Source organism: Paenibacillus sp. OAE614, from assembly GCF_040546645.1.
Lineage (GTDB): Bacteria > Bacillota > Bacilli > Paenibacillales > Paenibacillaceae > Paenibacillus_AQ > Paenibacillus_AQ favisporus.
Genome location: NZ_JBEPOD010000001.1, coordinates 90,459 through 109,864, shown reverse-complemented (window position 1 = coordinate 109,864; position 19,406 = coordinate 90,459). Strand labels below are relative to the sequence as shown.

Sequence of the window (19,406 nt, the reverse complement as noted above, 5' to 3'; positions counted from 1 at the left end):
CCGGAACCGCTGTAATCAGTCGATTCCCGGAACACCCGGGGGCTTTTCCGTCAAGGGACAGCAATTAAGGTATATCCACCAGTACAAATTCAGACTCTCCTTCGCTGCTTGTTCCTTTAATATGAAGATCGCATGATTTTTTTACCCTGGCCGAGTCTCCGGGCTCCAGATGGAATGTCCCGTCGTCGCAGCCGATTTCCAGGTGACCCGAAATCAGGAACAGAAACGTCCTGCGGTCCTCTTTCTGCGGGAACACCAATTCCTGCCCGGTCTCCAGGATCGGAAAACAGATGGACACGTCGGCATGGATCTGAAGCGCATCCGGGGACTTCGGCAATCCTTCCGCCGATCCGCTGACAAGCGGAACCAGCTTGTTGAGCCTGTCCTCCCTCGGAAAATGGTGAGCTTTCCATCCGGGCCTGTGGCCCGGTGTGGACGGCAGGAACCACATTTGCAGAAAGCGGACCGGTTCCTCTTCCGACGGATTGGTCTCGGAGTGCATAACACCGGACCCTGCGCTCATGGCTTGAACGGTCCCCGCCGGCAGCTGAACCTGATTTCCCATGTCGTCACTATGTTCAAGCGTGCCGGAGATGACGTAGCTGACGATTTCCAAATCATGATGAGGATGTTTCTTAAAGCCTTGTTTCGGACTTAGCTGATTGTCGTTATGGGCCAATAAGCAGCCAAAATGCGCATTGCTCGGATCATCATAATCGGCAAACGAAAAGCTGAATTCGCTGTGGATCCATCCCCGCTCCGACGTATGGCGCTCCGCTGAAGTCACTACTTTAATCATTTCCATCCACCTCCATGAACTGCATATGTTATTGGAATATGTAATTCTTACCCCCAACTTCGAAGGGCTAATCAGCCCACCCTCGTTCTAGCCGCCAAAGACGGCATGGGCATGAAAAAGCCCCTCACTGCACGCAGCGGGGGCCAAGGATTTCCTTCAAGGGCATTCATTTACTTCTATATATCAATCCAGACAGGAACCTCTGCCTCTAGCGGGACCGCTCCAGCGTAAATACGGTTTCGGCGTGACCCACCTTCCGGCCGGCATCATTGTAGATGTCTTTGGTAAATTCGGATCGCAGGCCCTCCAAAAGACGGCGGTTATCATACCCGATCTGCTGGAGAATGGATTCGACCACCCAGCCCCATTCTTCTTCCGATCCGTCCAGTATTTTCAGGGCGATGCCGAGCCGCTCTTTTTTCAGACCGAAACAGTACACACCTTTGAAGCCGCCTTTGGCGACAATGTTCGGGTCCTGCAAAATGAATGTGTCCACCCGGCGGGTTCCGCCGACCATGGCCGGATAATGGTTCATGGCCGCTGTGATCGTTCTCACGGCCGTCCGCGTCGGTTCGTCCGGAATGAGGTCCGGGCAGGCCAGCTTCACATAAGCGTTAGCCATGGCGGACAAAGGCAGCGCAAAAACCGGAAAGCCGCAGCCGTCCGTTCCCAGTCCAATCCGTTCCGCTTCCATGCCGCTCATCATCGCAATCACATCCAGAATTTCCCGCTGCGCAGGATGATCCGGTTCCGCATAGGTTTCCTCCGGGTTATGCCGCATCCGGCTGTAGCCCAGCACCCCCAAATGCTTTCCGGAACAATTGTGGTACAGTCGCCGCTTGCGTCCTTGTTCGCGAATGGTGTGCTCCTTGCTGTCTTCACTTAGAGGATATGTCGGCGCGCACACCATCTGCTCCTCTTCCACCCCGATTTTCCGCTGAATGCTCTCCAGCACTTCGATATGCCGGGGTTCTGCCAAATGGGAAGCGGCCATAATGGCGATTTCCTCTTCAGTCAGCCCGTAATAATCCGCGATCCCCGCCCGGATCCCGGGAATGGCCTGCAGCGGCTTGGCCGCCGAACGCGTAAAGGTGACAAAATGGGGATCGCCCGCCGACGCGTACACCTCGCCTTGATCATTTACAATACATATATGTCCATAATGGGTACTTTCCACGATTCCGGCCCGATACTCTTTCACCAATAAAGCGTCCATACAGCCTCTCTCCTTTTCTTGTTGCCTACCTATGATACAACTTATTCACAGCATAATAAAGTTGATTGTCTGCAGGCTCATATCCGGTTTGAAAAAGATGTGCACTCCACGATATTTGTAAAGCCACTTAAATAGCCAATTCATTAATAATATCCTATGTATTCTAAATCATTCCCCATATTTCGATGATTATCTTCCTTTTTCACATCTGTTGTTTCACACCATTTCTCACCGTTTATATACGAAGTAAGATCGACGCGTTGACACATTGTCACAGCAGGTATGCCGCATTTAGAGAATTTTATCAAACCTTATAAAAAGGAGGCGATCGTCATGTGGGGTATTATCATCAGTATCGTCATGGCCATCATTATCGGGATTATCGGTGATGCCATCGCAGGACACAACATGCCGGGAGGCGTGATCGGCGCCATGATCGCTGGCTTTGTTGGCGCATGGGTTGGAGCTTGGCTGTTCGGCGACTGGGGTCCTGTCATCGGTAACTTCGCCGTAATTCCGGCGATTCTCGGGACGGCGATCTTCGTCTTTATCCTTGGCTTGATCAGCCGCTTGTTCTCGCGTACCACCTAAATTGATATACACCAATAATAAATAAGGAGTGATTGGTATGAATAAAGCAGAGACGGAATATCCGGTTCAAAGCGGAAGCAACTTCTTGAAGGGCGTATTTATCGGAGGTTTGCTGGGGGCGGCAGCGGCGCTGCTGTTTGCGCCCAAGACTGGACGCGAGCTGCGCGGGGATCTCTCCGACAAGCTGAGCGTCGTTACTGACAAGACGAAGGAAGTGGCCTCCGTCGTGACGGAAAAGGCAACGGATCTGGCCAAGACGGTATCGTCCAAGACGACCGATCTCGCCAAATCCGTCAACGAAAGCAAAAATACGATTATGGAAAGCGTCAAGCAGGCTTCGGCCGACGTGGCGGATGACATGAAGAGCACATCCGGCGACGTTGCAGACGATGTCAAAAGCGCTTCGAAGGATGTCATGGACAAATCAGCCGATGCATCCAGCGATATCCGCCGGGAGCTTAATAAGACTTCTTACTAAGCTGCCGATTCACCCGATAGCCAGCTGACCAGCTGGCTATTTTCGTGCACAGGTCTGTGATCATTAAAGCCGGAATACCGGCTGAAGAAGGAAGGGATTCTGATGAGCAAAGCCAATCCTTATGACGTGGATGAACATCCTTTTGAGCTAAGGCACGAAGTGAAGAGGCTGAACAACCGCCTTGACCAGATTGCTGATTCCCTGGAGCGGTCCGAGCTTCAAGATATGATCGAGAACTATACGAACACCAAGAAGCGGCTGATCACCAACTTTACGGCAGGCTTGTCCCGCGGGCTTGGCCTGTCTCTTGGAACCTTTGTGGTGCTTGGCCTGCTCGGATACTTGCTCAGCTTGTTTGTTGATATGCCGGTGATCGGCCAATACATTGCCAACCTACAGGATTACATCAGCCAATACAAATCGCAGTAACGGATCGTTTACGTGCATAAAAAGAAACGGATGGTTCCGGGGTATCCCGGGCCATCCGTTTTGGCGTTATGAAGGTGCCGGCTCACGTTATGTGAAAGGCTCCCTTGAACGATGCCGCATGCAGAAAATGCCCCGTCACTCTGCCCGCTCTTCCCCATAAAGCTCCTGCAGGTGAGCAATGTGATTGACTCCCCAGTCATTCATCGCCTGCAGCAATGGCGTCATGCGTTGACCGTAGTCTGTAATGGAATATTCGACCCTTGGCGGGATCTCCTTATAGACCTCACGATGCACGATATCGTGATACTCCAGTTCCCTTAACTGTTGGGTCAGCATTTTCTTCGTGATGTCCGGGATCGATTTCTGAAGCTCGCTGAACCGCATCGTTCCATGGTTCAACAGACGGAGCAAAATCACGGGCTTCCATTTCCCGATCAGGATATCCAGCGCCGTTTCAAACTTACAATAAGTATTCACGCACATCCTCCTATCCCTTGATTGGCTTAAGGTATATTTTTCGATACTACGTTTATTTAAAGTGCCTACTTCCATCATCCCACCCTTACTCCCTATTATATATCCATGGTTGAAGACGAAACAGAGCCAGGATAAGGAGCAGTGAAGACATGAACGTTGTACTTTGGATTGTGCAAGGAATTTTGGCAGCCGGATTCATCTATTCCGGTTGGATGAAGGCGTTTCGGCATGAACAAGCGCGGACAGCCTGGCCGTGGGTTGGAGACGTACCTAAACCGCTCGTTTGGGGGATCGGATTGATGGAATTGGCCGGGGTTCTCGGGGTGATTTTGCCTTTGGCCACGGGGATCGCACCAATATTAACACCGATCGCCGCACTCGGCCTGGCCGTGACTGTACTGCTCGGCGCCGCTTTTCATGTGAGTCGCAAGGAATATAAAGAGATTGGCATCAATATCGTGTTTCTGGTGCTGGCGATCGTAGTCGTTATCGGCCGCTGGTAGCGTCGTTAAATGAACAATCCCCTCCAAGCATACGGCTATGCGCTAACTCAGCCTTTGTCTGCTTGCAGGGGACCTATCCGTCGTGCGGGATTAACCGATTAACTCGAGTCCTGTTTTTGATATTCGGCAAGATGCTAGATCTTCGATTTTTTGGATTTGACCTTGAGCAAATCGCCGGTCCATCCCTTCCGGTGCATCCAAAGGTACATGATAGTGGTGCTCAGGAACGTAATCAGCATGATCCCGACGAATCCCCACGGCACCTTGATACCTGGCAGGTTCTCGAAGTTCATCCCCCAAATTGCGCCTACTACCGTTGCCGGAGTAAAGATCGCCGTCAGGATCGTCAGCGTCTTCATGATTTCGTTGCCGCGGAACGCCGAAATGGCATCATCGATGGATATCAGTGTATCAATCTCATCTTCGTAATGGCGGAACGCCCGGTCCATCCGCTCGATCCGGTGCAGCAGCTGCATGAACGGCCGGCTGTTCTCCAGCTTGTCCAAATACCCCTCTCTGGCAGCCGCGATCAGCTCCTGAAACGGTGTGAACAGATTGCTCCAATACAGCAAAGCAAACCGCGAGTTCAGAATTTTGTCCATCAAATACCGCTGGTTATCCATCTCCATCGCATGCTCCAGCTTGCGGAGGTTCGCTTCGAAATGATCCAGCCCGAGATGAAAATAGTGCAGAATCGTCCGGGCAAGCACGAACATGCCGTCCACCGCACTGTGGCATTGGTGCAGCATGGCCGTACGTTCTTCGGTAGCCATGATTTCACGGGTATTCTGATCCAGGTTGATCGTAATCAGCTTGTCGCGCTGTACGTAAAAGTGAACCCGGTCCACGTGCGCGCTGTCCTCCACTTCCGCTTTGACCGAGTAGGGCAGCGTGCCGAACATGACGGCATCCACGCCGTTGGGAAACCGGACGGACATATAGTTCTGTTCGATGTTCGGGATGATTTCCAGCCATTCCTCGATCAGGGGGCATGCCTCCTGCAGCTGCCTGAAGTCTTCCGATGACCAGTCCTCCACCACCAGATCATGCCATGTCCAGTGGCCCGCAAAAGATAATATATTGCTTGAAACCTCAGCCGCCATATGACCCCGCCTCCTCTATCTCACCATCCATATCTTTGTTCACCAAAAAGGACACGCCGTATATTCTCAAGGGAGAACTGGCGTGTCCTTACGAACTTCCGGTTGACTCGTTACCTAACATAAGCTTGTCCGTCATTGGTATGAATTAGACATGATTTCTTTCAGCTTTTCCGTTGCGCGCTTCTGAATCCGCGAGACGCTCATCTGGGAAACCCCCAGCTTCTGGGCGATTGAGCGCTGGGATTCACCATCCTGGAAGGCAAGCAGCAGCACTTTCTGCTCCTGTTCCTTCAGCTGGCTCATCGCCTGCTGGAGGTCCATCCGTTTTTCCACCGAATCATAGTCGTTGACGTCCGAACTGATCAGTTCACCGAGCGTTGCACCCGTTTCTTCCTGGGACAGCGGAGAGTCCAGTGAAACATAGTGGTAGCATTCGCGTCCGGCCAGGACCTCTACCGTTTCTTCCACCGACAGATCCAGGAATTCGGCGATTTCGCGGACGTCCGGCGAACGCTCCAGCTTGACGGTTAACTCATCAATAGCCTGCTGGACGAGTGCGCCCTTCTCTTTGATCCTTCTTGGAACCTGGATATACCAGGACTTATCCCGTAAAAAGTTTTTCATATGCCCGATCATGCTCTTCATAGCATACGGTTCAAACGGAATGCCCAAGCTGATGTCATACTGCTGCAGCAGCCGGATCAGAGCCATCTGGCCGACCTGGTACAAGTCCTCGTAGAGGTCCGGGCGGTTACGGGCGATTTTACCCGCGGCCATCTTGACCATCGGTTCATATTTTTGGATAAGCACGGTGGCGATATCGTTGTCTTTCGTCTGCTGGTATTCCCAGATCAGACCGACCGCCTCGCTCATGGACTCGGGGGGAGTCACCTTATCGTTCATACTTTCTCCTCACTTCTCATGAGCCGTTTGGTCATAACCACCTGGGTGCCGCGTCCGGCCTCATTATCTACCATCACATCGTCCATGAGCGCCTCCATCAAGTAGAAGCCGAGTCCCCCGATTTCCACATCATGAAGGTCTTTGTCATGCAATGTCACGGTGTTTTCGGTACGGTTCATCCGGTCAAAGCTCTCCCCGTCGTCCTTGACCTTGATGGACAATTGGTCATTGCCGATTTCGAACGTTACTTCCACCATGCCGCCTTCCTGACCATAAGCATACAAAACGGAGTTGTTACAAGCTTCCGATACGGCTACCTTCATATCTTCAATGTCCTCATAAGAAAAACCCATCTTCGATGCGATTCCATACAAGTTCAATCTTACGATATCTACAAAATCAGCATTGGCCGGTAATGTTATTACGACTTTTTGAACTTCAGCATTCATACTGTCTTCGATCCTTTCCTATTGGGAATTCCTACTCGCGGCAAAAAACTTCGCAATACCCGTCATGTCAAACAGCCTTTGGATTTGGGAAGGAACCTCTTCCACAACAAAACGGGCATCCATCCCATGTCTGGCCTTCAATATGGACAATAGAATGCCGATCCCTGTGCTATCGATATATTTCAGATCCTTCAAGTTAATCACTAGATCGATTTCGGAATCCCCAACAAGCGGTTCCATGACAAGCCTGAAGTCGGGCGCCACCGATAAATCCAGTTCCCCGCTCAGGTAGACCGTGCAGGAACCTTCATGGCGTTCTGTCGTTGCATTGAATTTTTCGTTCTTATTCGTATTCATAGACATTCTCTCCCGAATTTTTTGTTTTTCTTGTATAAGAACAGTTAACCCTAAATTCCCCCGTTTGAATCAGCTTGTACACAAGCTTATGCCTGGCAATATTTGGACCCCGTCACATGGAGTTGGCATCGGAGGTCTGCAAGCCTTTGCTTTGTGCAGGCACCGGATGCTTCATCAGAATCTCCTTCACCGATTTCATATTGACCGGTTTGCTGATATAATCGTCCATTCCGGCTTCCCTGCACCGGCTTCGGATGCCTTCCATCACATTGGCGGTCATGGCGATGATAACCGGCCGGTATCCCTGTGGCTGCATCTCGCGGATAAGGGCCGTGGCCTCCAGACCGTCCATGACCGGCATTTGCAAATCCATGAAGATCAGCCGGTACACCGGATTGGCGCGGATTTTATCCACCGCCTGCCTCCCGTCCTCGGCCACTTCTGCTCTCAATCCCAGCTTGCCCAGCATGCTCACCATCAGCTTCTGGTTGACCGGATGGTCGTCTACCACGAGAATCAGCGGTTCTTCGTCTTTTGCGGACGGCAGGGAAACAGGCAGGTCGTCGCCCATGCCCATCATGCCGTCATCCGATTCAGGCTCGCTCGTCCGGATCGTAAAGATAAACGTGGCACCCTTCTCCTCGGTCGATTCCACGTAAATGCCGCCGCCCATCATTTCAACGAGCGATTTGCAGATGGCCAGTCCCAGCCCCGTGCCCCCGTATTTCCGGGTCATCGAAGAATCCAGCTGGGAGAACGGCTGGAACAAGCGGTTTTGCTTATCCGGCGTAATGCCAATACCGGTATCCTTCACCGCAAATTCGATCATGAGGCTGCCGTCTTCGGCTCTTTCCCGTAGTGACACCATCAGATAGACTCCGCCCTGATGCGTAAACTTCACCGCGTTGGAGATCAGATTGATCAGCACCTGACGCAGGCGGGCCATATCCCCGTAAATGATGGGGGGGATTGCTTCATCGATAAAGTACACCAGCTCCAGGTCCTTTTTCCCTGCTTCCATAGAAAAGAGGCTGAATACTTCCTTGATGCAGTTTTGCAGCTCAAACGGATGCTCCTCCATCTCCATTTTCCCGGATTCCATCTTGGTAAAATCGAGGATGTCGTTGATCACCGTGACCAGAGCGTCGGCGCTTTTGCGGATGATCTCCGTATATTCCAGCTGCTCTTCCTTAAGCTCGGTTTCCATCAGCAGATCCACCATACCGATCACGCCGTTCATCGGCGTGCGGATTTCATGGCTCATCATCGCCAAAAATTCAGTTTTGGCCTTGGCCGCGATTTCAGCCGCCTCTTTGGCTTTAATGAGCTCCTGATTGGCTTTTTCCAGCTCCTGCGTTTTTTGCTGCAGCAGCATGGACTGGGTTTTATGCTTTTTGTTGGTCAAGTACATTTCCACAAAGCCTTCAATTTTGGACTTCAGGATTTGCGGGATAAACGGCTTCACCATATAATCGATCGCACCGGCTGAATAACCTGCGAATAAATGCTCGGCTTCTTTACTGTTCGCTGAAATGAAGATGATCGGAATGTCCTTCGTTTTATCCCTTGCCTTGATCAATTTGGCTGTTTCAATCCCGTCCATACCTGGCATTTGAACATCCAGTATTATCACAGCAAACTCATCCTTCAGCAGGCACCGGAGCGCTTCCTCACCAGAGGTCGCCTTCACAAGATTATATTGCTCACTCTCCAGCACTGCTTCCAGGGCGAGTAAGTTCTCCGGACGGTCATCAACCAGCAGAATATGAATCGGTTCTTGAGACCCCATGGAATCCTCCCACTTCTCTAGTTAATCTTCCTGTAGATTTTCTCCACACGATCCAGCGGTTCGTAAGAATCACTGTATTCCGTAAACTGTATCGACTCTTTTGCTCCAAGAACCAAAATTCCGAAACGGCTTAAGCTTTCATAAAACAGGCCGTGGACATGATCCCTGAGCGTGTCGTTAAAGTAGATCATCACATTACGGCAAAATATAACGTTAAACTCGTTGAAGGAGCGGTCCGTTGCCAGATTATGCTCCGCAAAGATCATATTTTTGCTTAGAAAGGGCTGGAATATCACCGAGTTATACTTGGCGGTATAATACTCGGAAAAGGAACGGGTTCCGCCCGCCTCAATATAATTTTTCGTATACAGCTTCATTTTCTCAATCCCGAAGATCCCCTGCTTCGCCTGCTCCAGGGAACGGTCGTTCATATCCGTGGCGTAAATCCTCGCCTTGTCCAGAAGTCCCTCTTCATGCAGCAGAATCGCCATGGAGTAGACCTCTTCTCCGGTGGAGCAGCCTGCATGCCAGATGCGGATATACGGATAGGTTCTCAGCAGGGGGACGATCTTTTTTCGAAAAGTCAGAAAGAGGTTCGGATCGCGAAACATCTCTGTGACGGGAATCGACAGATTATGAACCAGCCGCTCAAAAACGGGCCGGTGATGAAGCACCTTCTCCTGAAGCTGTGAAATATTGCTTAAACTTTCCGCACGTATAAAATGCCATATCCGGCGCCGGAGCGACGGAATCGCATAATTGCGGAAATCGTAACCATATAAACGGTGAATGCCTTCCAGAAGAAGCTCAAGCTCGATATCTTCCCGTTCCGTCTCATCCTTTACGGGGATGTCCTGATCTGTATGCCCCAAATCCATTCTCTTTCCTCCTGCTTACGTTTGCTTCAAAGATGAAAATGTAATGCTATTACCTATTACCCCGTTATTGCCCTTACGAATACAACCAAACCCTCATCAGGGATAATAACTGTTCCGTTTGGATCGGCTTCTTCACGTAATCGGAAGCACCGGCCTCGATACACTTGGAGCGGTCTTCTTTCATCGCCTTGGCGGTCAAGGCAATAATCGGAAGCTTATGGAACTGAGGTATCTGGCGAATCTGCCGCATCGCCTCATATCCGTCCATCTCCGGCATCATCATATCCATCAGCACCAAATCGAACGGCTGGCCTCCGGTCAGGATATCGATCGCCTCGCGTCCGTTCTCGGCGAAGGTTACCTCCATGCCGTAATTCTCCAGAACGCTCGATAGCGCAAAGACGTTCCGGATATCGTCGTCGACGAGGAGGATTTTCTTCCCTTCAAACAGCGCTTCCCTGTTATGAAGCTTCTGCAAGATTTGACGCTTGTCCTCAGGCAGATTGGCTTCTACCCGGTGCAGGAACAAGGTAGTTTCGTCCAGAAGGCGCTCAGGCGATTTCACGTCCTTGATAATAATGGACTCGGTGTATTGGCGCAGGCGCATTTCTTCCTTGCTGTCGAGATCTTTGCCGGTGTACACAATGATCGGAAGGTAGCCCAGGTTCTCGTCCTGCTGGATCTGATCCAGCAGCTCGAAGCCGGTCATATCGCTCAGCATCAAATCGAGCACCATGCTGTCGTAGCGTTTCTTCCGCAGCTCGCTGAGCGCCTCCTTGCCGGTGGACACGGCGGTGATGGCCACGTCATCGTGATCGATAAGCTCAATAATCGAACGGCGCTGGATGTCATCGTCCTCAACGATGAGGAGATGCTTCAGCGACTGCTCGGTATACGATTCAATATGCGAGAAGGCATGCTCCAGGGACGCTTTGCTGGAAGGCTTCTTCAAATAGGCAATGGCCCCCATTTTCAGGCCCTGCTTCACTTCATCCGATACCGATATGATGTGAACCGGAATATGGCGGGTTGCCGAGTCTCCCTTCAGCTCGCCCAGGATCGCCCAGCCGTCCATGACCGGAAGCTGGATATCCAGGATGACCGCATCCGGCAAGTACGTTTTGGCCATCTGCAGGCCGACATCGCCCTGCATCGCCACGAGGGCCTTAAAGCCTCTCCCCCGCGCCATATCCATCAGAATACGGGCAAATTTGATGTCATCCTCAATGATGAGCAGTACCTTATCTTTATCGGCAATCCGCTCGCGGTCGTCTTCCAGAGGCTCCGCCGCGTTGATGGCGGATTCCTCTTCATCCACCATGTTCTGCGCCGGCTTGGGCAGCATCAGCTCGCTGGAAACGGCAGCCTCGTCCTGAGCGGAAGAAGATGCCTCCGGCTTCTCCTCCGTGACCGGCAGATACAGCGTAAAGCAGCTGCCATGCCCTTCGACCGATTCGACTTCGATCCCTCCGCCAAGCAGGCGGGACAGCTCACGGCTGATGGAAAGGCCAAGTCCGGTACCGCCATACTTGCGGCTGGTCGTGCCGTCCACCTGCTGGAACGCCTCAAAGATCAGGTCGGTCTTATCTTTCGGAATGCCAATGCCCGTATCCTTGACGGCCGCCGCGATATATTCCTTGGTCCGGTCCAGATAAGCCGGCAGGGCTTCCGGATCCGCCCGGCGGACCGTGAACACGACCGAACCCTGGCTGGTGAATTTAAAGGCATTGGACAACAGGTTGCGCAGGATCTGCTTGACCCGGTATCCGTCGGTAACGACGGAATCCGGCACATCGTTGTCCACGTGAACGTGAAGCGCAACCTGCTTCGAATGGGCCAGCGGCTTGAAATTCTGGTTGACGAAGGTCTGCCATTCCTCGATCGGCACCGTTTCGGAGTTGATCTCCATTTTGCCGGCATCGACCTTGGACAAATCCAGAATTTCATCAATCATCTTGAGCAGATCGGCGCCCGACATGTAGATCGTATGAGCGTATTCCTTCTGCTTATCGCTCAGGTTTCCTTCCTTATTCTCGGACAGGAGCTGCGACAGGATCAGCAGACTGTTGAGCGGCGTGCGGAGCTCGTGGGACATATTCGCCAGGAACTCCGACTTGTATTTGCTGGTCACCGCCAGCTGCATCGCCTGCTGCTCCAGTCTGGCCTTCGCCTCTTCAACCTCGATGTTCTTCTCCTCAAGCTGCTGCATCTGCTCTTCCAGCGCGCGCGTCTTGCCGATCAGCTCGGTATTGTAATGCTCGAGCTCCTCCTGCTGGCGCTGCAGCAAATCCTCGGAGCGCTTGAGCGCTTCGGTCTGCTCCTCCAGATTTTCGTTGGAGCGGCGCAGCTCCTCCTGCTGGGTCTGCAGCTCCTCGGATTGGCACTGCAGCTCCTCGGTCAGCGCCTGCGATTCACGCAGAAGCTCCTCGACGCGAACGCGGCGGTTAATGTTATTAATAATGACGCCCAGACTCGCGGTGAGTTGGGACAAGAGCTGTCTGGCCAGCTCGCTGAACGGCTCGAACGACGCCATTTCAATGACGCCAAGCAGCTCGTCTTCAAACACGACCGGATAGATCAGCAGATGAGCCGGCTTCGCCGAACCAAAGGCCGAGTCCACTGACAGGTAGTCTTCCGGCAGCTCGGTGATAATCGGTTTGCGGTCCAAAGCGCTCTGCCCGACCAGCCCTTCTCCGATTTCAACTCTGCCTCTCGGCGAGCGTTCCCCCTGGCCTGCGTATGTTCCGCCAAGAGACAGCATATTCGGATTTTTATCATCGTCCTGAATATATATAGCCCCATAGGCCGCCCCGATGATCGGAGTAAACTCGCTGATGAACATTTGGGACACCTGCTTGCTGGAATTGATGCCACGAAGAAGCTCGGTAACCCGGCTCGCATTGGAATTAAGCCAGTTCTGGTCCTTCTGGGCCTGGAGGTAGTTCTGCTCCAGCTCCTGCTTCTCTTCCAGGTCTTCGGCGATTTCCTTGAACACATGGGCCACCTGGCCGATTTCATCTCTTGAGGTCACCTTAATCCGGCGGATGGCCTGGATCCGGCCTTTGGCAAAGCTGTTGATCATCATGTTCACGACGCCGAGTCCCCTCGTGATGGTGGAGATGACCCACAGAATAACGGCAAGTCCAAGCAGTAGACCGGCAATCATAATGGCGGTCGTGATTTGAACGGACCGGTTGTACGCTGCTTTGGCGTTACTGATCTGCTGATCGACCAGCAGATCCTGATATTCGGAAAGCGCATTGATGCTGTCTATCGCTTCCTGCTGGATCGGGGTTCCACTTGCATTTCGGTAGGTGTTGGCATCGTCCATCATCCCTTTGGATAACAAGGCGGACTGCTTGTTGATATATTCCTTATAATCCGACCACGCCTTCTGAACGCGGTTCAGCATTTGTTTTTCCTCAGGAGAGGTGGTGGTTGCATTCAGCTTCTGCAAACTTTGTTCGCCCTTGGCGATCATATCGTTGATCTCGGAAGTGCTGTTATCTGTCGCCACGTTGTGATTCAGCATCATGCTCATAACGAACCTGGACATATCGTTCACTTCGCTCCGGACCCCGGTGGAATACCGCACTTTCAAATACCGGTCCTCATAGATACGATCCATTTGCTTGTTCATATAATTCATGCGGTCGTAGCCGACCACCGTCAAAGCAATCAAAATGAGCATGAGCGAACCGAAGCCGATCACCAGCTTAGTCTTCAGTTTCATTCTTCATTCGCTCCCTCTTTTAACGAAATCCAGACGAGACATTTATCGTCTTCCCGCTCCTGGGTTCCGTGGTCTTCAAAAAATGCCTGGTACATCTTCTCTTCATTCCATTCATGCGAATGCTTCAGGTGGCTGACCAAAAAGTCGACTTGTTCGTCATGATCGCCCTGGACCAGTTCCAGCAAGCCGTCGGTGTACAGCGCAATATGGCCTTCCCCTTCGTAAGACAAGGTCTGCGGATCGATATCCATCTTGTCGAATAAGCCGACCGGACAGCATGCCCGGTCAAGCAGCAGCATGTCTCCGTTCTGTTGGAAAAATATAGCTGGGGGATGCCCGGCGTTGACGTAGTCAATCCGTTTCATTGAGGTATCCACGACTAAATAAATCGCCGTAAAATAATATTGGACAAGCTCATTTTCGATGTGAAGCTGGTTAAACCGGCGGTTCAGCTCCTGGATCACTTTCTCCGGCTCCACATAGGTCGTTACCGTATCCTTCAGGACCGACGCGATGAACATCGTAAACAGGGACGACGAGATGCCATGGCCCATCATATCCAAAAGAATGACACCGTAACGGCCGTTGCCGAGGGAATACCAGGCATATAGATCACCGGCAAGCTCGGCGGAAGGCTGATAAATGGCGTGGACCTCAAACAGCTCGTCCTCAATAGCGGGACTCAGCACCGCGTTCTGAACCAGCGCAGCCAATCTCAGTTCCTCCTGAATCCGCTGATCGCGCTCCTTATGCCAGTCCTTCTCATGTTTGAGACGGAGTGCCAGGCGGATCCGGGCCATCAGCTCCACTTTGTTGATCGGTTTGGTCACATAGTCGACCGCTCCGGCATCCAGCGCCTCGGCTAACTTTTTGGAATCTCCCACCGCCGTGACCATGATGATCGGTATATCCTTGAGATGCTCGTTTTTCTGGATCACCTGACAGGCTTCGATCCCATCCATTTCAGGCATCATCATATCGAGCAGAATTAAATCAAAATTGGATGCCTTCGGCTGACCTTCTTTGGCATAGCCGTCAGCCCCCAAGATTTCAAACATTTCTCTTGCCGATGCGGCTTTATCGATATCCCGGTAGTTTTCTTTCTTTAAAATCTCCCGGATGATTATGACGTTAGTCGGATTGTCATCAACAATTAATATTCTCATAACCCTCTCCTTACGATCCTATGAAATTGTTGAAATCTCTATTTATATACTATATACCATACCGTGTGAATATTTCAGCATCTAAGGTCTATCAGTCGTTGGAACTCGGGGCATGATATCCCACTTGTTCCAAAAACATAGATAAGGAATGGGAAGCGTTATCCCATTCCTTATCTATGTTTTTGACATGCTCTGTATGCGGGAAATACCGGTCTCATGCCTTTTTGGCAACTACCAGCACCTTGCCCAGATCCAGTTCCTTTTCATAAAATTGAGCCTCAGCCTCCGTGAAGCCCAGCGACGTGATTTTGGCCCGGAGCTCGTCTCCGCGTGAACGGAACAGATTAGCAAGAGCATCAAACATGCCTTCTTCTTTAATGCCAACCTCACTTGCCCCTGCCGTGTCCGCAATCCGGTCGGTCCGGTCGCCGTCATGGGCCAGTACGAAAATATCGTCGTACACATAACCCGCGCTGCGCAGCTGATTGACTTCTTCCACCGCTTGGACGCCGTTTTCCACAACTTTCGCAAATGATTTGGTATTGGTTGATGAATTCATCGTTCTCACTCTCCTATTCTTTGTTGATCCCGTACATGTTCTAATTAACCTCTGCGGGTATAGTTGAAACGCTGTTTCCAAGAAACGGCAGGCTATTCACTCGCTTGGTCAAAAAAGTCAACTCCCGCGAGCCTTCCCGTTTCCGGATCCGTGTAAACCTTGACGGCATGGTGTCCGCGAAGGTAGACGTCACCATCCTCCGCACGGAACTGCGGCTGCCCTAAAGCATCGGCAACCTGGTATTTGCTCAAAGGGATCCAGGAACCGTTGATTTGCATCTTCCCTGCAGCCGCTCCCACATGAACGTAGTCCACGATGCCGTCGCAGAGCACGACCGCCGCGTCCTGGTAGACGTAAGCCGAGCAGCCGGTGAACGGATCGGGCGTCACTTTCAGCGGCTTGCCCTTGTGGGCGAGGACCTCCTGCTTGGTATCGTTCAGGGAAACCCCGTTCATCGTATCAAACGCGGTAAAGCGATCAGGGGTATGCTGGACGGCCTGCCGGACAGTCTGGGCATTCGCCGTATGGCCCGGGTCAGGCTGGGCAGCGGACACGAAGGACAAGGGTGACAGCATTCCAAGCAGCAGCGTAATCATTTTCAACATGATTCTCATCCTTTCTGTTGTCAATGGATCCAGCCTGAGCCATAGGTCCTACCGGCGCAGTCTCTGCCAGACCGTCGCGGCGGTGTCGATCCACTTCACCACGTTAGCCGCAGGCTTGGCCTTTGCTCCCGTTTCATATACAGCCGAATAGGACTCAATCGTGCGCTCTTCCGGCGTCGACGCGGAGGCAAGCATGTGCCGCGGACGGGACTCTACCTGGTGCTTAGGCTGCTTGAACTTGTGAATCAAGGTTGTGGAAGCCTGTTTCGCAGCCAGGGTTAACTCGCTGAGCACTTCACCCAAATTTTTCACCGAATTCATGACCGGATCAATCTGTTTCATCTTATGCTCGACATCCGCCGTAATATCGTTGGCGTGCCGGACGATTTGCTTGATCTCATAGCTGAGTTCGTCGATCGTCTGCTGAACCTCCTGCAGAGTTTGCGTCGTCTTCTCGAGCGAACTTTTCGCGGCCAGCAGCGTTTTAATGAGATAAACGACCAGGACCGCAAAAGCGACCGCGATTAACGCGACACTAAGCGACATAATCATGTGCATAACCTCTCTTTCTTGTCTCTTCAAGATGCCTTCCATGCTTCCTGTAAGGCTCACTTAAGCGTTAGTTACCCTATCGCCCAAATGACGAAACAGCGCCGTTTTTTACCAAAGGCAGGGCTTGTTTCATTCCCCTTGGGCCCGGTTAAGTATGACTACGAGGGTGAACGGGACCCGCTGGTTTATCGGCGTATGTCCGGTCATTTATCGCCCAAACTCTACAGGAAAGAAAGGTGAGCAAGATGTTGAAATGGTCGATTATCTTCTTAATTATTGCGATCGTCGCCGGAATCTTCGGATTCTTCGGAATCGTATCTGCGGCGGCTACGATTGCCAAGGTGCTGTTCTTCATTTTCCTGGTTCTCTTTATCATCTCCCTGTTTACCGGCCGCAGCCGAACGCCTTAACGGTATAAGGGCAGCTGATACGAGAAGATGAACAAGCCCAAAGAGATAAGAAAAAGGTTAGAATGAGCAAAAAAAACCAAGCGGTCCTTCGGATAGAAGGCGCTTGGTTTTTTTAATGCTCACAATCTTTTGTTTCATTAAAAGAGCGACGGCAGATCCAGCCAGTTCAGCTTGAACGTCAGCTTGACGCCGTCATCCAAGAACTGAACATCGTCCACTCTAAGGATGTCCGGCAAGTGCTCCTTGAGCGGCACGGAAAGGGTGCCTAGCCCCCAGGTCTCCGCCGGGACGCGGATCGACTTGATCCTCGTGGATTCATGCTTCAGCACAATGACGCTGCCGTCGGCATCCATCGTGAAGGTCAGCTCGGCACCAAAAGGGATAAACTCCCACTTGCCGTTAATATCCGCAGTAACCTCCTGCCCATGGAACCGGAACTCGGCTCCGGTAACGGTAACCTGCGGGGGCATATCACCCATGTGCTTGATGAGCTCTTTCTTGGCCAGCTCATTCAACTCTCCGCTGTTCAGCGTAATTTCCGGTTTCTTCGTCTTCAGCATCTGCATCGCTTTATCCTGGATATTCAAATCCGTATAGTTCAAATTCAGCTTGCGGTCCGGAGCGATGTACCAGATCAGCACGCCGGCGGCGATAATGACCACGATGATGATCGTTATTATGAACCGAAACAAAAACTTCCCTAGGCGCATGTCCGCCCCCTTTCTGCCGAAAAGCAAGCTCACTCCACCATTCGGCGCATTTCTAAAGTTTTATTTTTGGCCTACTTCAAAAGCAGGCAGCCGGGATTTTTGGTACCATCCTCCCTGACGCTTCTACCATATTTATGGTAAACTAAAACAATCTTTTTTTCTACGATCTACTAGATAACTTGGTTCAATTGTCTGTAAGAGGGTTATTTGGATAGTGTAGAAGCATACTATTCCAAGGAGGAACACAGTCTATGAAAAAAATCATCACTATTGCAGCAGCACTCGGATTAATGGCTTCCATGGGAACCGCAGCGTTCGCGGACAGCGCATCCACAACGTCCACAACGAACAGCACTCCGTCCACCACGACTTCGGTCACAGGCTCGTCGGAGACCGTTGCCGAACCTACCAAGCTGGTACCTGAGCCGATCATCTCGGCAGGAGAAGAAGTAACGCAGCCTACGGTGCCTCTGATCCTGACGGTAAATACACCGTTCTACTTTGAGCCCGGCGGTAAAGTCGCAAGCGTCCTTGCTCCGCAAGTCGTGGACACTACAGGCAACCGCGTTGGATCGCTCCTCGGCGAGTGGGTGGAAGTGTACACATGGCTCGGAACTGCCTGGATTCTCGTAAAATAAGACATCCAAAAAGCAACATGCCAGTAATAGAAAGAACTAAGGAGTTTACTAACGGGTGTCGGCGTCATTTAGTTCCTTCTACATAGAATATCATCAAACCTTCCGTACAGCGAAGCCTTTGCGGGGGACAACAAAGGACCGGAGAATTCTCCGGTCCTTTGCATTTACGCGGCCTTTATTTCAGAACGCTGCCTCCATACAGAAATCTCAGCTTCCAAGAGTTGCTGAAATCCGATACCGTAACGCCGCCGGCCTGGTTGGAGTAGGTATGCAGCAGCTTGCCGTCGCCCAGATACACCGCCACATGGGTAATCCGCTGGCTGGACTTATCAATGCCTTGGTATGCGGAAGCGCTGGATCCGCGGTAACTCATGAAGAACACGAGATCCCCCCGCTTCAGCTGATCCGTGTTGTATACAGCTCCGCTGTTTTCCTTCACCCAGGAGCCCTGCTGTCTGGAATCCGCCGGAAGCACGACGCCTGCAGCTTCTTTGAAGATTTGGCGGGTAAAATCCGAACAGTCGAACGTGGTCGTCGTATTCCGGTTGGAACCAAACTCGTAAGGGGTCCCCAGATATTTCATGCCGGTCTGGATGACCTTTTCGATCATGGCATTTGTATTTTCCGCGGAGACGGGCGGTGCCGCTTCAGAGGATCCCGTACTCGGCTGGGATGCCGAACCGGTGCCCTTAACGGCTATGTATTTTTCGCGAGTGCTGACGTAACCGACCTGGCCCGACGAAGTCTTCACTTTATAATAATAAGCCGTGCTTTTCTCCAATATCTGCACGGTCTCTCCTTTTTTCACATAACCGAGGACGTTACTGGACTGGGAAGGCTTGTCCCGAAGATTCACCGAGGCCTGAATAACGCCGACCTGGCCCTGTGCTTGAACCTGGCTGATTGCCGATGCCGCTTGAGCCTCATGTCCGGTCGGGATGATGACGGCTGCAGAAATGGCAGCGGATAATAGCAGGCATCCGAGTAAGCTTTTCTTGATGTTAATCATTTCATTCCTCCTTGAGATGTCTGAGTCGCTTGTAGAAACCGGGGAACGCCGG

The 19,406-nt window shown here is 51.8% G+C and carries 22 protein-coding genes; 6 read left to right on the top strand and 16 right to left on the bottom strand.

The genetic code is table 11. From position 1 onward, the window contains the following. Positions 1–64 precede the first annotated feature (64 nt). Positions 65–799, bottom strand: a complete 735-nt coding sequence (locus tag ABIE48_RS00530; protein ID WP_145029863.1) for a pirin family protein — start codon at positions 797–799, stop codon at positions 65–67. Positions 800–1,007: 208 nt separating this feature from the next. Further along, positions 1,008–2,015, bottom strand: a complete 1,008-nt coding sequence (locus tag ABIE48_RS00525; RefSeq protein ID WP_192717517.1) for an asparaginase — start codon at positions 2,013–2,015, stop codon at positions 1,008–1,010. A 333-nt stretch (positions 2,016–2,348) separates the two neighbouring features. Here ABIE48_RS00525 and ABIE48_RS00520 point away from each other — a divergent pair, with 333 nt between their 5' ends. The 3 genes from ABIE48_RS00520 to ABIE48_RS00510 all read left to right on the top strand — a co-directional run bounded on the left by ABIE48_RS00520 (position 2,349) and on the right by ABIE48_RS00510 (position 3,513). Beyond that, complete coding sequence (locus tag ABIE48_RS00520) at positions 2,349–2,606, top strand: GlsB/YeaQ/YmgE family stress response membrane protein (RefSeq protein WP_076176073.1); 258 nt, start codon at positions 2,349–2,351, stop codon at positions 2,604–2,606. 37 nt (positions 2,607–2,643) lie between these two features. Next, positions 2,644–3,084, top strand: coding sequence for a YtxH domain-containing protein (locus tag ABIE48_RS00515; protein ID WP_192717516.1), 441 nt, complete (start codon positions 2,644–2,646; stop codon positions 3,082–3,084). A 102-nt stretch (positions 3,085–3,186) separates the two neighbouring features. Then, positions 3,187–3,513 (top strand): DUF5665 domain-containing protein, encoded by a 327-nt coding sequence (locus ABIE48_RS00510; protein WP_105445284.1) that lies wholly within the window; start codon positions 3,187–3,189, stop codon positions 3,511–3,513. 135 nt (positions 3,514–3,648) lie between these two features. Here ABIE48_RS00510 and ABIE48_RS00505 read toward each other — a convergent pair whose 3' ends face one another. Continuing rightward, a complete protein-coding gene (locus ABIE48_RS00505) occupies positions 3,649–3,990 on the bottom strand; it encodes a winged helix-turn-helix transcriptional regulator (RefSeq protein ID WP_145029849.1) in 342 nt (113 codons plus the stop codon). A gap of 149 nt (positions 3,991–4,139) precedes the next feature. Here ABIE48_RS00505 and ABIE48_RS00500 point away from each other — a divergent pair, with 149 nt between their 5' ends. Continuing rightward, a complete protein-coding gene (locus ABIE48_RS00500) occupies positions 4,140–4,493 on the top strand; it encodes a DoxX family protein (RefSeq protein WP_116234411.1) in 354 nt (117 codons plus the stop codon). A 134-nt stretch (positions 4,494–4,627) separates the two neighbouring features. Here ABIE48_RS00500 and ABIE48_RS00495 read toward each other — a convergent pair whose 3' ends face one another. The 11 genes from ABIE48_RS00495 to ABIE48_RS00445 all read right to left on the bottom strand — a co-directional run bounded on the left by ABIE48_RS00495 (position 4,628) and on the right by ABIE48_RS00445 (position 16,587). Continuing rightward, the gene (locus ABIE48_RS00495; protein WP_192717515.1) at positions 4,628–5,596 is read right to left on the bottom strand and encodes a magnesium transporter CorA family protein; all 969 of its coding nucleotides are present in this window, start codon (positions 5,594–5,596) and stop codon (positions 4,628–4,630) included. A gap of 132 nt (positions 5,597–5,728) precedes the next feature. Beyond that, positions 5,729–6,499, bottom strand: a complete 771-nt coding sequence (locus tag ABIE48_RS00490; RefSeq protein WP_076176089.1) for a sigma-70 family RNA polymerase sigma factor — start codon at positions 6,497–6,499, stop codon at positions 5,729–5,731. Beyond that, a complete protein-coding gene (rsbW, locus tag ABIE48_RS00485) occupies positions 6,496–6,948 on the bottom strand; it encodes an anti-sigma B factor RsbW (RefSeq protein ID WP_076176092.1) in 453 nt (150 codons plus the stop codon). Before rsbW ends, ABIE48_RS00490 begins: the two co-directional genes overlap by 4 nt. An 18-nt stretch (positions 6,949–6,966) precedes the next feature. Continuing rightward, on the bottom strand, positions 6,967–7,305 hold the full coding sequence (locus ABIE48_RS00480; RefSeq protein WP_076176095.1) for an STAS domain-containing protein: 339 nt from the start codon (positions 7,303–7,305) through the stop codon (positions 6,967–6,969). Positions 7,306–7,417: 112 nt separating this feature from the next. Further along, positions 7,418–9,094: a response regulator gene (locus ABIE48_RS00475; RefSeq protein ID WP_192717514.1), complete on the bottom strand. Its 1,677-nt coding sequence runs from the start codon at positions 9,092–9,094 to the stop codon at positions 7,418–7,420. Between the two features lie 17 nt (positions 9,095–9,111). Then, positions 9,112–9,972 carry a CheR family methyltransferase gene (locus ABIE48_RS00470; RefSeq protein WP_076176101.1) on the bottom strand — a complete coding sequence of 287 codons (861 nt, stop codon included), beginning with the start codon at positions 9,970–9,972 and terminating at the stop codon, positions 9,112–9,114. Between the two features lie 73 nt (positions 9,973–10,045). Next, the gene (locus ABIE48_RS00465; RefSeq protein ID WP_192717513.1) at positions 10,046–13,705 is read right to left on the bottom strand and encodes a response regulator; all 3,660 of its coding nucleotides are present in this window, start codon (positions 13,703–13,705) and stop codon (positions 10,046–10,048) included. After that, a complete protein-coding gene (locus ABIE48_RS00460) occupies positions 13,702–14,871 on the bottom strand; it encodes a PP2C family protein-serine/threonine phosphatase (RefSeq protein WP_145029840.1) in 1,170 nt (389 codons plus the stop codon). Before ABIE48_RS00460 ends, ABIE48_RS00465 begins: the two co-directional genes overlap by 4 nt. 214 nt (positions 14,872–15,085) lie before the next feature. Then, on the bottom strand, positions 15,086–15,430 hold the full coding sequence (locus tag ABIE48_RS00455; protein ID WP_076176109.1) for a YflT domain-containing protein: 345 nt from the start codon (positions 15,428–15,430) through the stop codon (positions 15,086–15,088). A gap of 92 nt (positions 15,431–15,522) precedes the next feature. Further along, the gene (locus tag ABIE48_RS00450; RefSeq protein ID WP_145029838.1) at positions 15,523–16,035 is read right to left on the bottom strand and encodes a hypothetical protein; all 513 of its coding nucleotides are present in this window, start codon (positions 16,033–16,035) and stop codon (positions 15,523–15,525) included. Positions 16,036–16,083: 48 nt separating this feature from the next. After that, entirely contained in the window at positions 16,084–16,587 is a 504-nt protein-coding gene (locus ABIE48_RS00445; RefSeq protein ID WP_145029836.1) for a DUF948 domain-containing protein, read from the bottom strand. A 245-nt stretch (positions 16,588–16,832) separates the two neighbouring features. Between ABIE48_RS00445 and ABIE48_RS00440 the strand changes: the two genes are divergently transcribed. Beyond that, positions 16,833–16,997, top strand: coding sequence for a DUF1328 domain-containing protein (locus tag ABIE48_RS00440; protein ID WP_076176112.1), 165 nt, complete (start codon positions 16,833–16,835; stop codon positions 16,995–16,997). Positions 16,998–17,134: 137 nt separating this feature from the next. Here the strand turns inward: ABIE48_RS00440 and ABIE48_RS00435 are convergent, their stop codons facing one another. Then, positions 17,135–17,707, bottom strand: a complete 573-nt coding sequence (locus ABIE48_RS00435; RefSeq protein WP_354518098.1) for a hypothetical protein — start codon at positions 17,705–17,707, stop codon at positions 17,135–17,137. A 251-nt stretch (positions 17,708–17,958) separates the two neighbouring features. On the opposite strand from ABIE48_RS00435, the gene ABIE48_RS00430 reads away from it, so the two are divergent. After that, positions 17,959–18,345 carry a hypothetical protein gene (locus ABIE48_RS00430; protein ID WP_145029832.1) on the top strand — a complete coding sequence of 129 codons (387 nt, stop codon included), beginning with the start codon at positions 17,959–17,961 and terminating at the stop codon, positions 18,343–18,345. A 175-nt stretch (positions 18,346–18,520) separates the two neighbouring features. Here the strand turns inward: ABIE48_RS00430 and ABIE48_RS00425 are convergent, their stop codons facing one another. Then, positions 18,521–19,354, bottom strand: coding sequence for a C40 family peptidase (locus ABIE48_RS00425; protein WP_145029830.1), 834 nt, complete (start codon positions 19,352–19,354; stop codon positions 18,521–18,523). Between the last annotated feature and the right edge of the window lie 52 nt (positions 19,355–19,406).

Bases quoted from the DNA above. Each gene is read 5' to 3' on its own strand.
- ABIE48_RS00530 (WP_145029863.1), bottom strand. From the start codon at position 799: ATGATTAAAGTAGTGACTTCAGCGGAGCGCCATACGTCGGAGCGGGGA.
- ABIE48_RS00525 (WP_192717517.1), bottom strand. From the start codon at position 2,015: ATGGACGCTTTATTGGTGAAAGAGTATCGGGCCGGAATCGTGGAAAGT.
- ABIE48_RS00520 (WP_076176073.1), top strand. From the start codon at position 2,349: ATGTGGGGTATTATCATCAGTATCGTCATGGCCATCATTATCGGGATT.
- ABIE48_RS00515 (WP_192717516.1), top strand. From the start codon at position 2,644: ATGAATAAAGCAGAGACGGAATATCCGGTTCAAAGCGGAAGCAACTTC.
- ABIE48_RS00510 (WP_105445284.1), top strand. From the start codon at position 3,187: ATGAGCAAAGCCAATCCTTATGACGTGGATGAACATCCTTTTGAGCTA.
- ABIE48_RS00500 (WP_116234411.1), top strand. From the start codon at position 4,140: ATGAACGTTGTACTTTGGATTGTGCAAGGAATTTTGGCAGCCGGATTC.
- ABIE48_RS00495 (WP_192717515.1), bottom strand. From the start codon at position 5,596: ATGGCGGCTGAGGTTTCAAGCAATATATTATCTTTTGCGGGCCACTGG.
- ABIE48_RS00490 (WP_076176089.1), bottom strand. From the start codon at position 6,499: ATGAACGATAAGGTGACTCCCCCCGAGTCCATGAGCGAGGCGGTCGGT.
- rsbW (WP_076176092.1), bottom strand. From the start codon at position 6,948: ATGAATGCTGAAGTTCAAAAAGTCGTAATAACATTACCGGCCAATGCT.
- ABIE48_RS00480 (WP_076176095.1), bottom strand. From the start codon at position 7,305: ATGAATACGAATAAGAACGAAAAATTCAATGCAACGACAGAACGCCAT.
- ABIE48_RS00475 (WP_192717514.1), bottom strand. From the start codon at position 9,094: ATGGGGTCTCAAGAACCGATTCATATTCTGCTGGTTGATGACCGTCCG.
- ABIE48_RS00470 (WP_076176101.1), bottom strand. From the start codon at position 9,972: ATGGATTTGGGGCATACAGATCAGGACATCCCCGTAAAGGATGAGACG.
- ABIE48_RS00465 (WP_192717513.1), bottom strand. From the start codon at position 13,705: ATGAAACTGAAGACTAAGCTGGTGATCGGCTTCGGTTCGCTCATGCTC.
- ABIE48_RS00460 (WP_145029840.1), bottom strand. From the start codon at position 14,871: ATGAGAATATTAATTGTTGATGACAATCCGACTAACGTCATAATCATC.
- ABIE48_RS00455 (WP_076176109.1), bottom strand. From the start codon at position 15,430: ATGAATTCATCAACCAATACCAAATCATTTGCGAAAGTTGTGGAAAAC.
- ABIE48_RS00450 (WP_145029838.1), bottom strand. From the start codon at position 16,035: ATGTTGAAAATGATTACGCTGCTGCTTGGAATGCTGTCACCCTTGTCC.
- ABIE48_RS00445 (WP_145029836.1), bottom strand. From the start codon at position 16,587: ATGATTATGTCGCTTAGTGTCGCGTTAATCGCGGTCGCTTTTGCGGTC.
- ABIE48_RS00440 (WP_076176112.1), top strand. From the start codon at position 16,833: ATGTTGAAATGGTCGATTATCTTCTTAATTATTGCGATCGTCGCCGGA.
- ABIE48_RS00435 (WP_354518098.1), bottom strand. From the start codon at position 17,707: ATGCGCCTAGGGAAGTTTTTGTTTCGGTTCATAATAACGATCATCATC.
- ABIE48_RS00430 (WP_145029832.1), top strand. From the start codon at position 17,959: ATGAAAAAAATCATCACTATTGCAGCAGCACTCGGATTAATGGCTTCC.
- ABIE48_RS00425 (WP_145029830.1), bottom strand. From the start codon at position 19,354: ATGATTAACATCAAGAAAAGCTTACTCGGATGCCTGCTATTATCCGCT.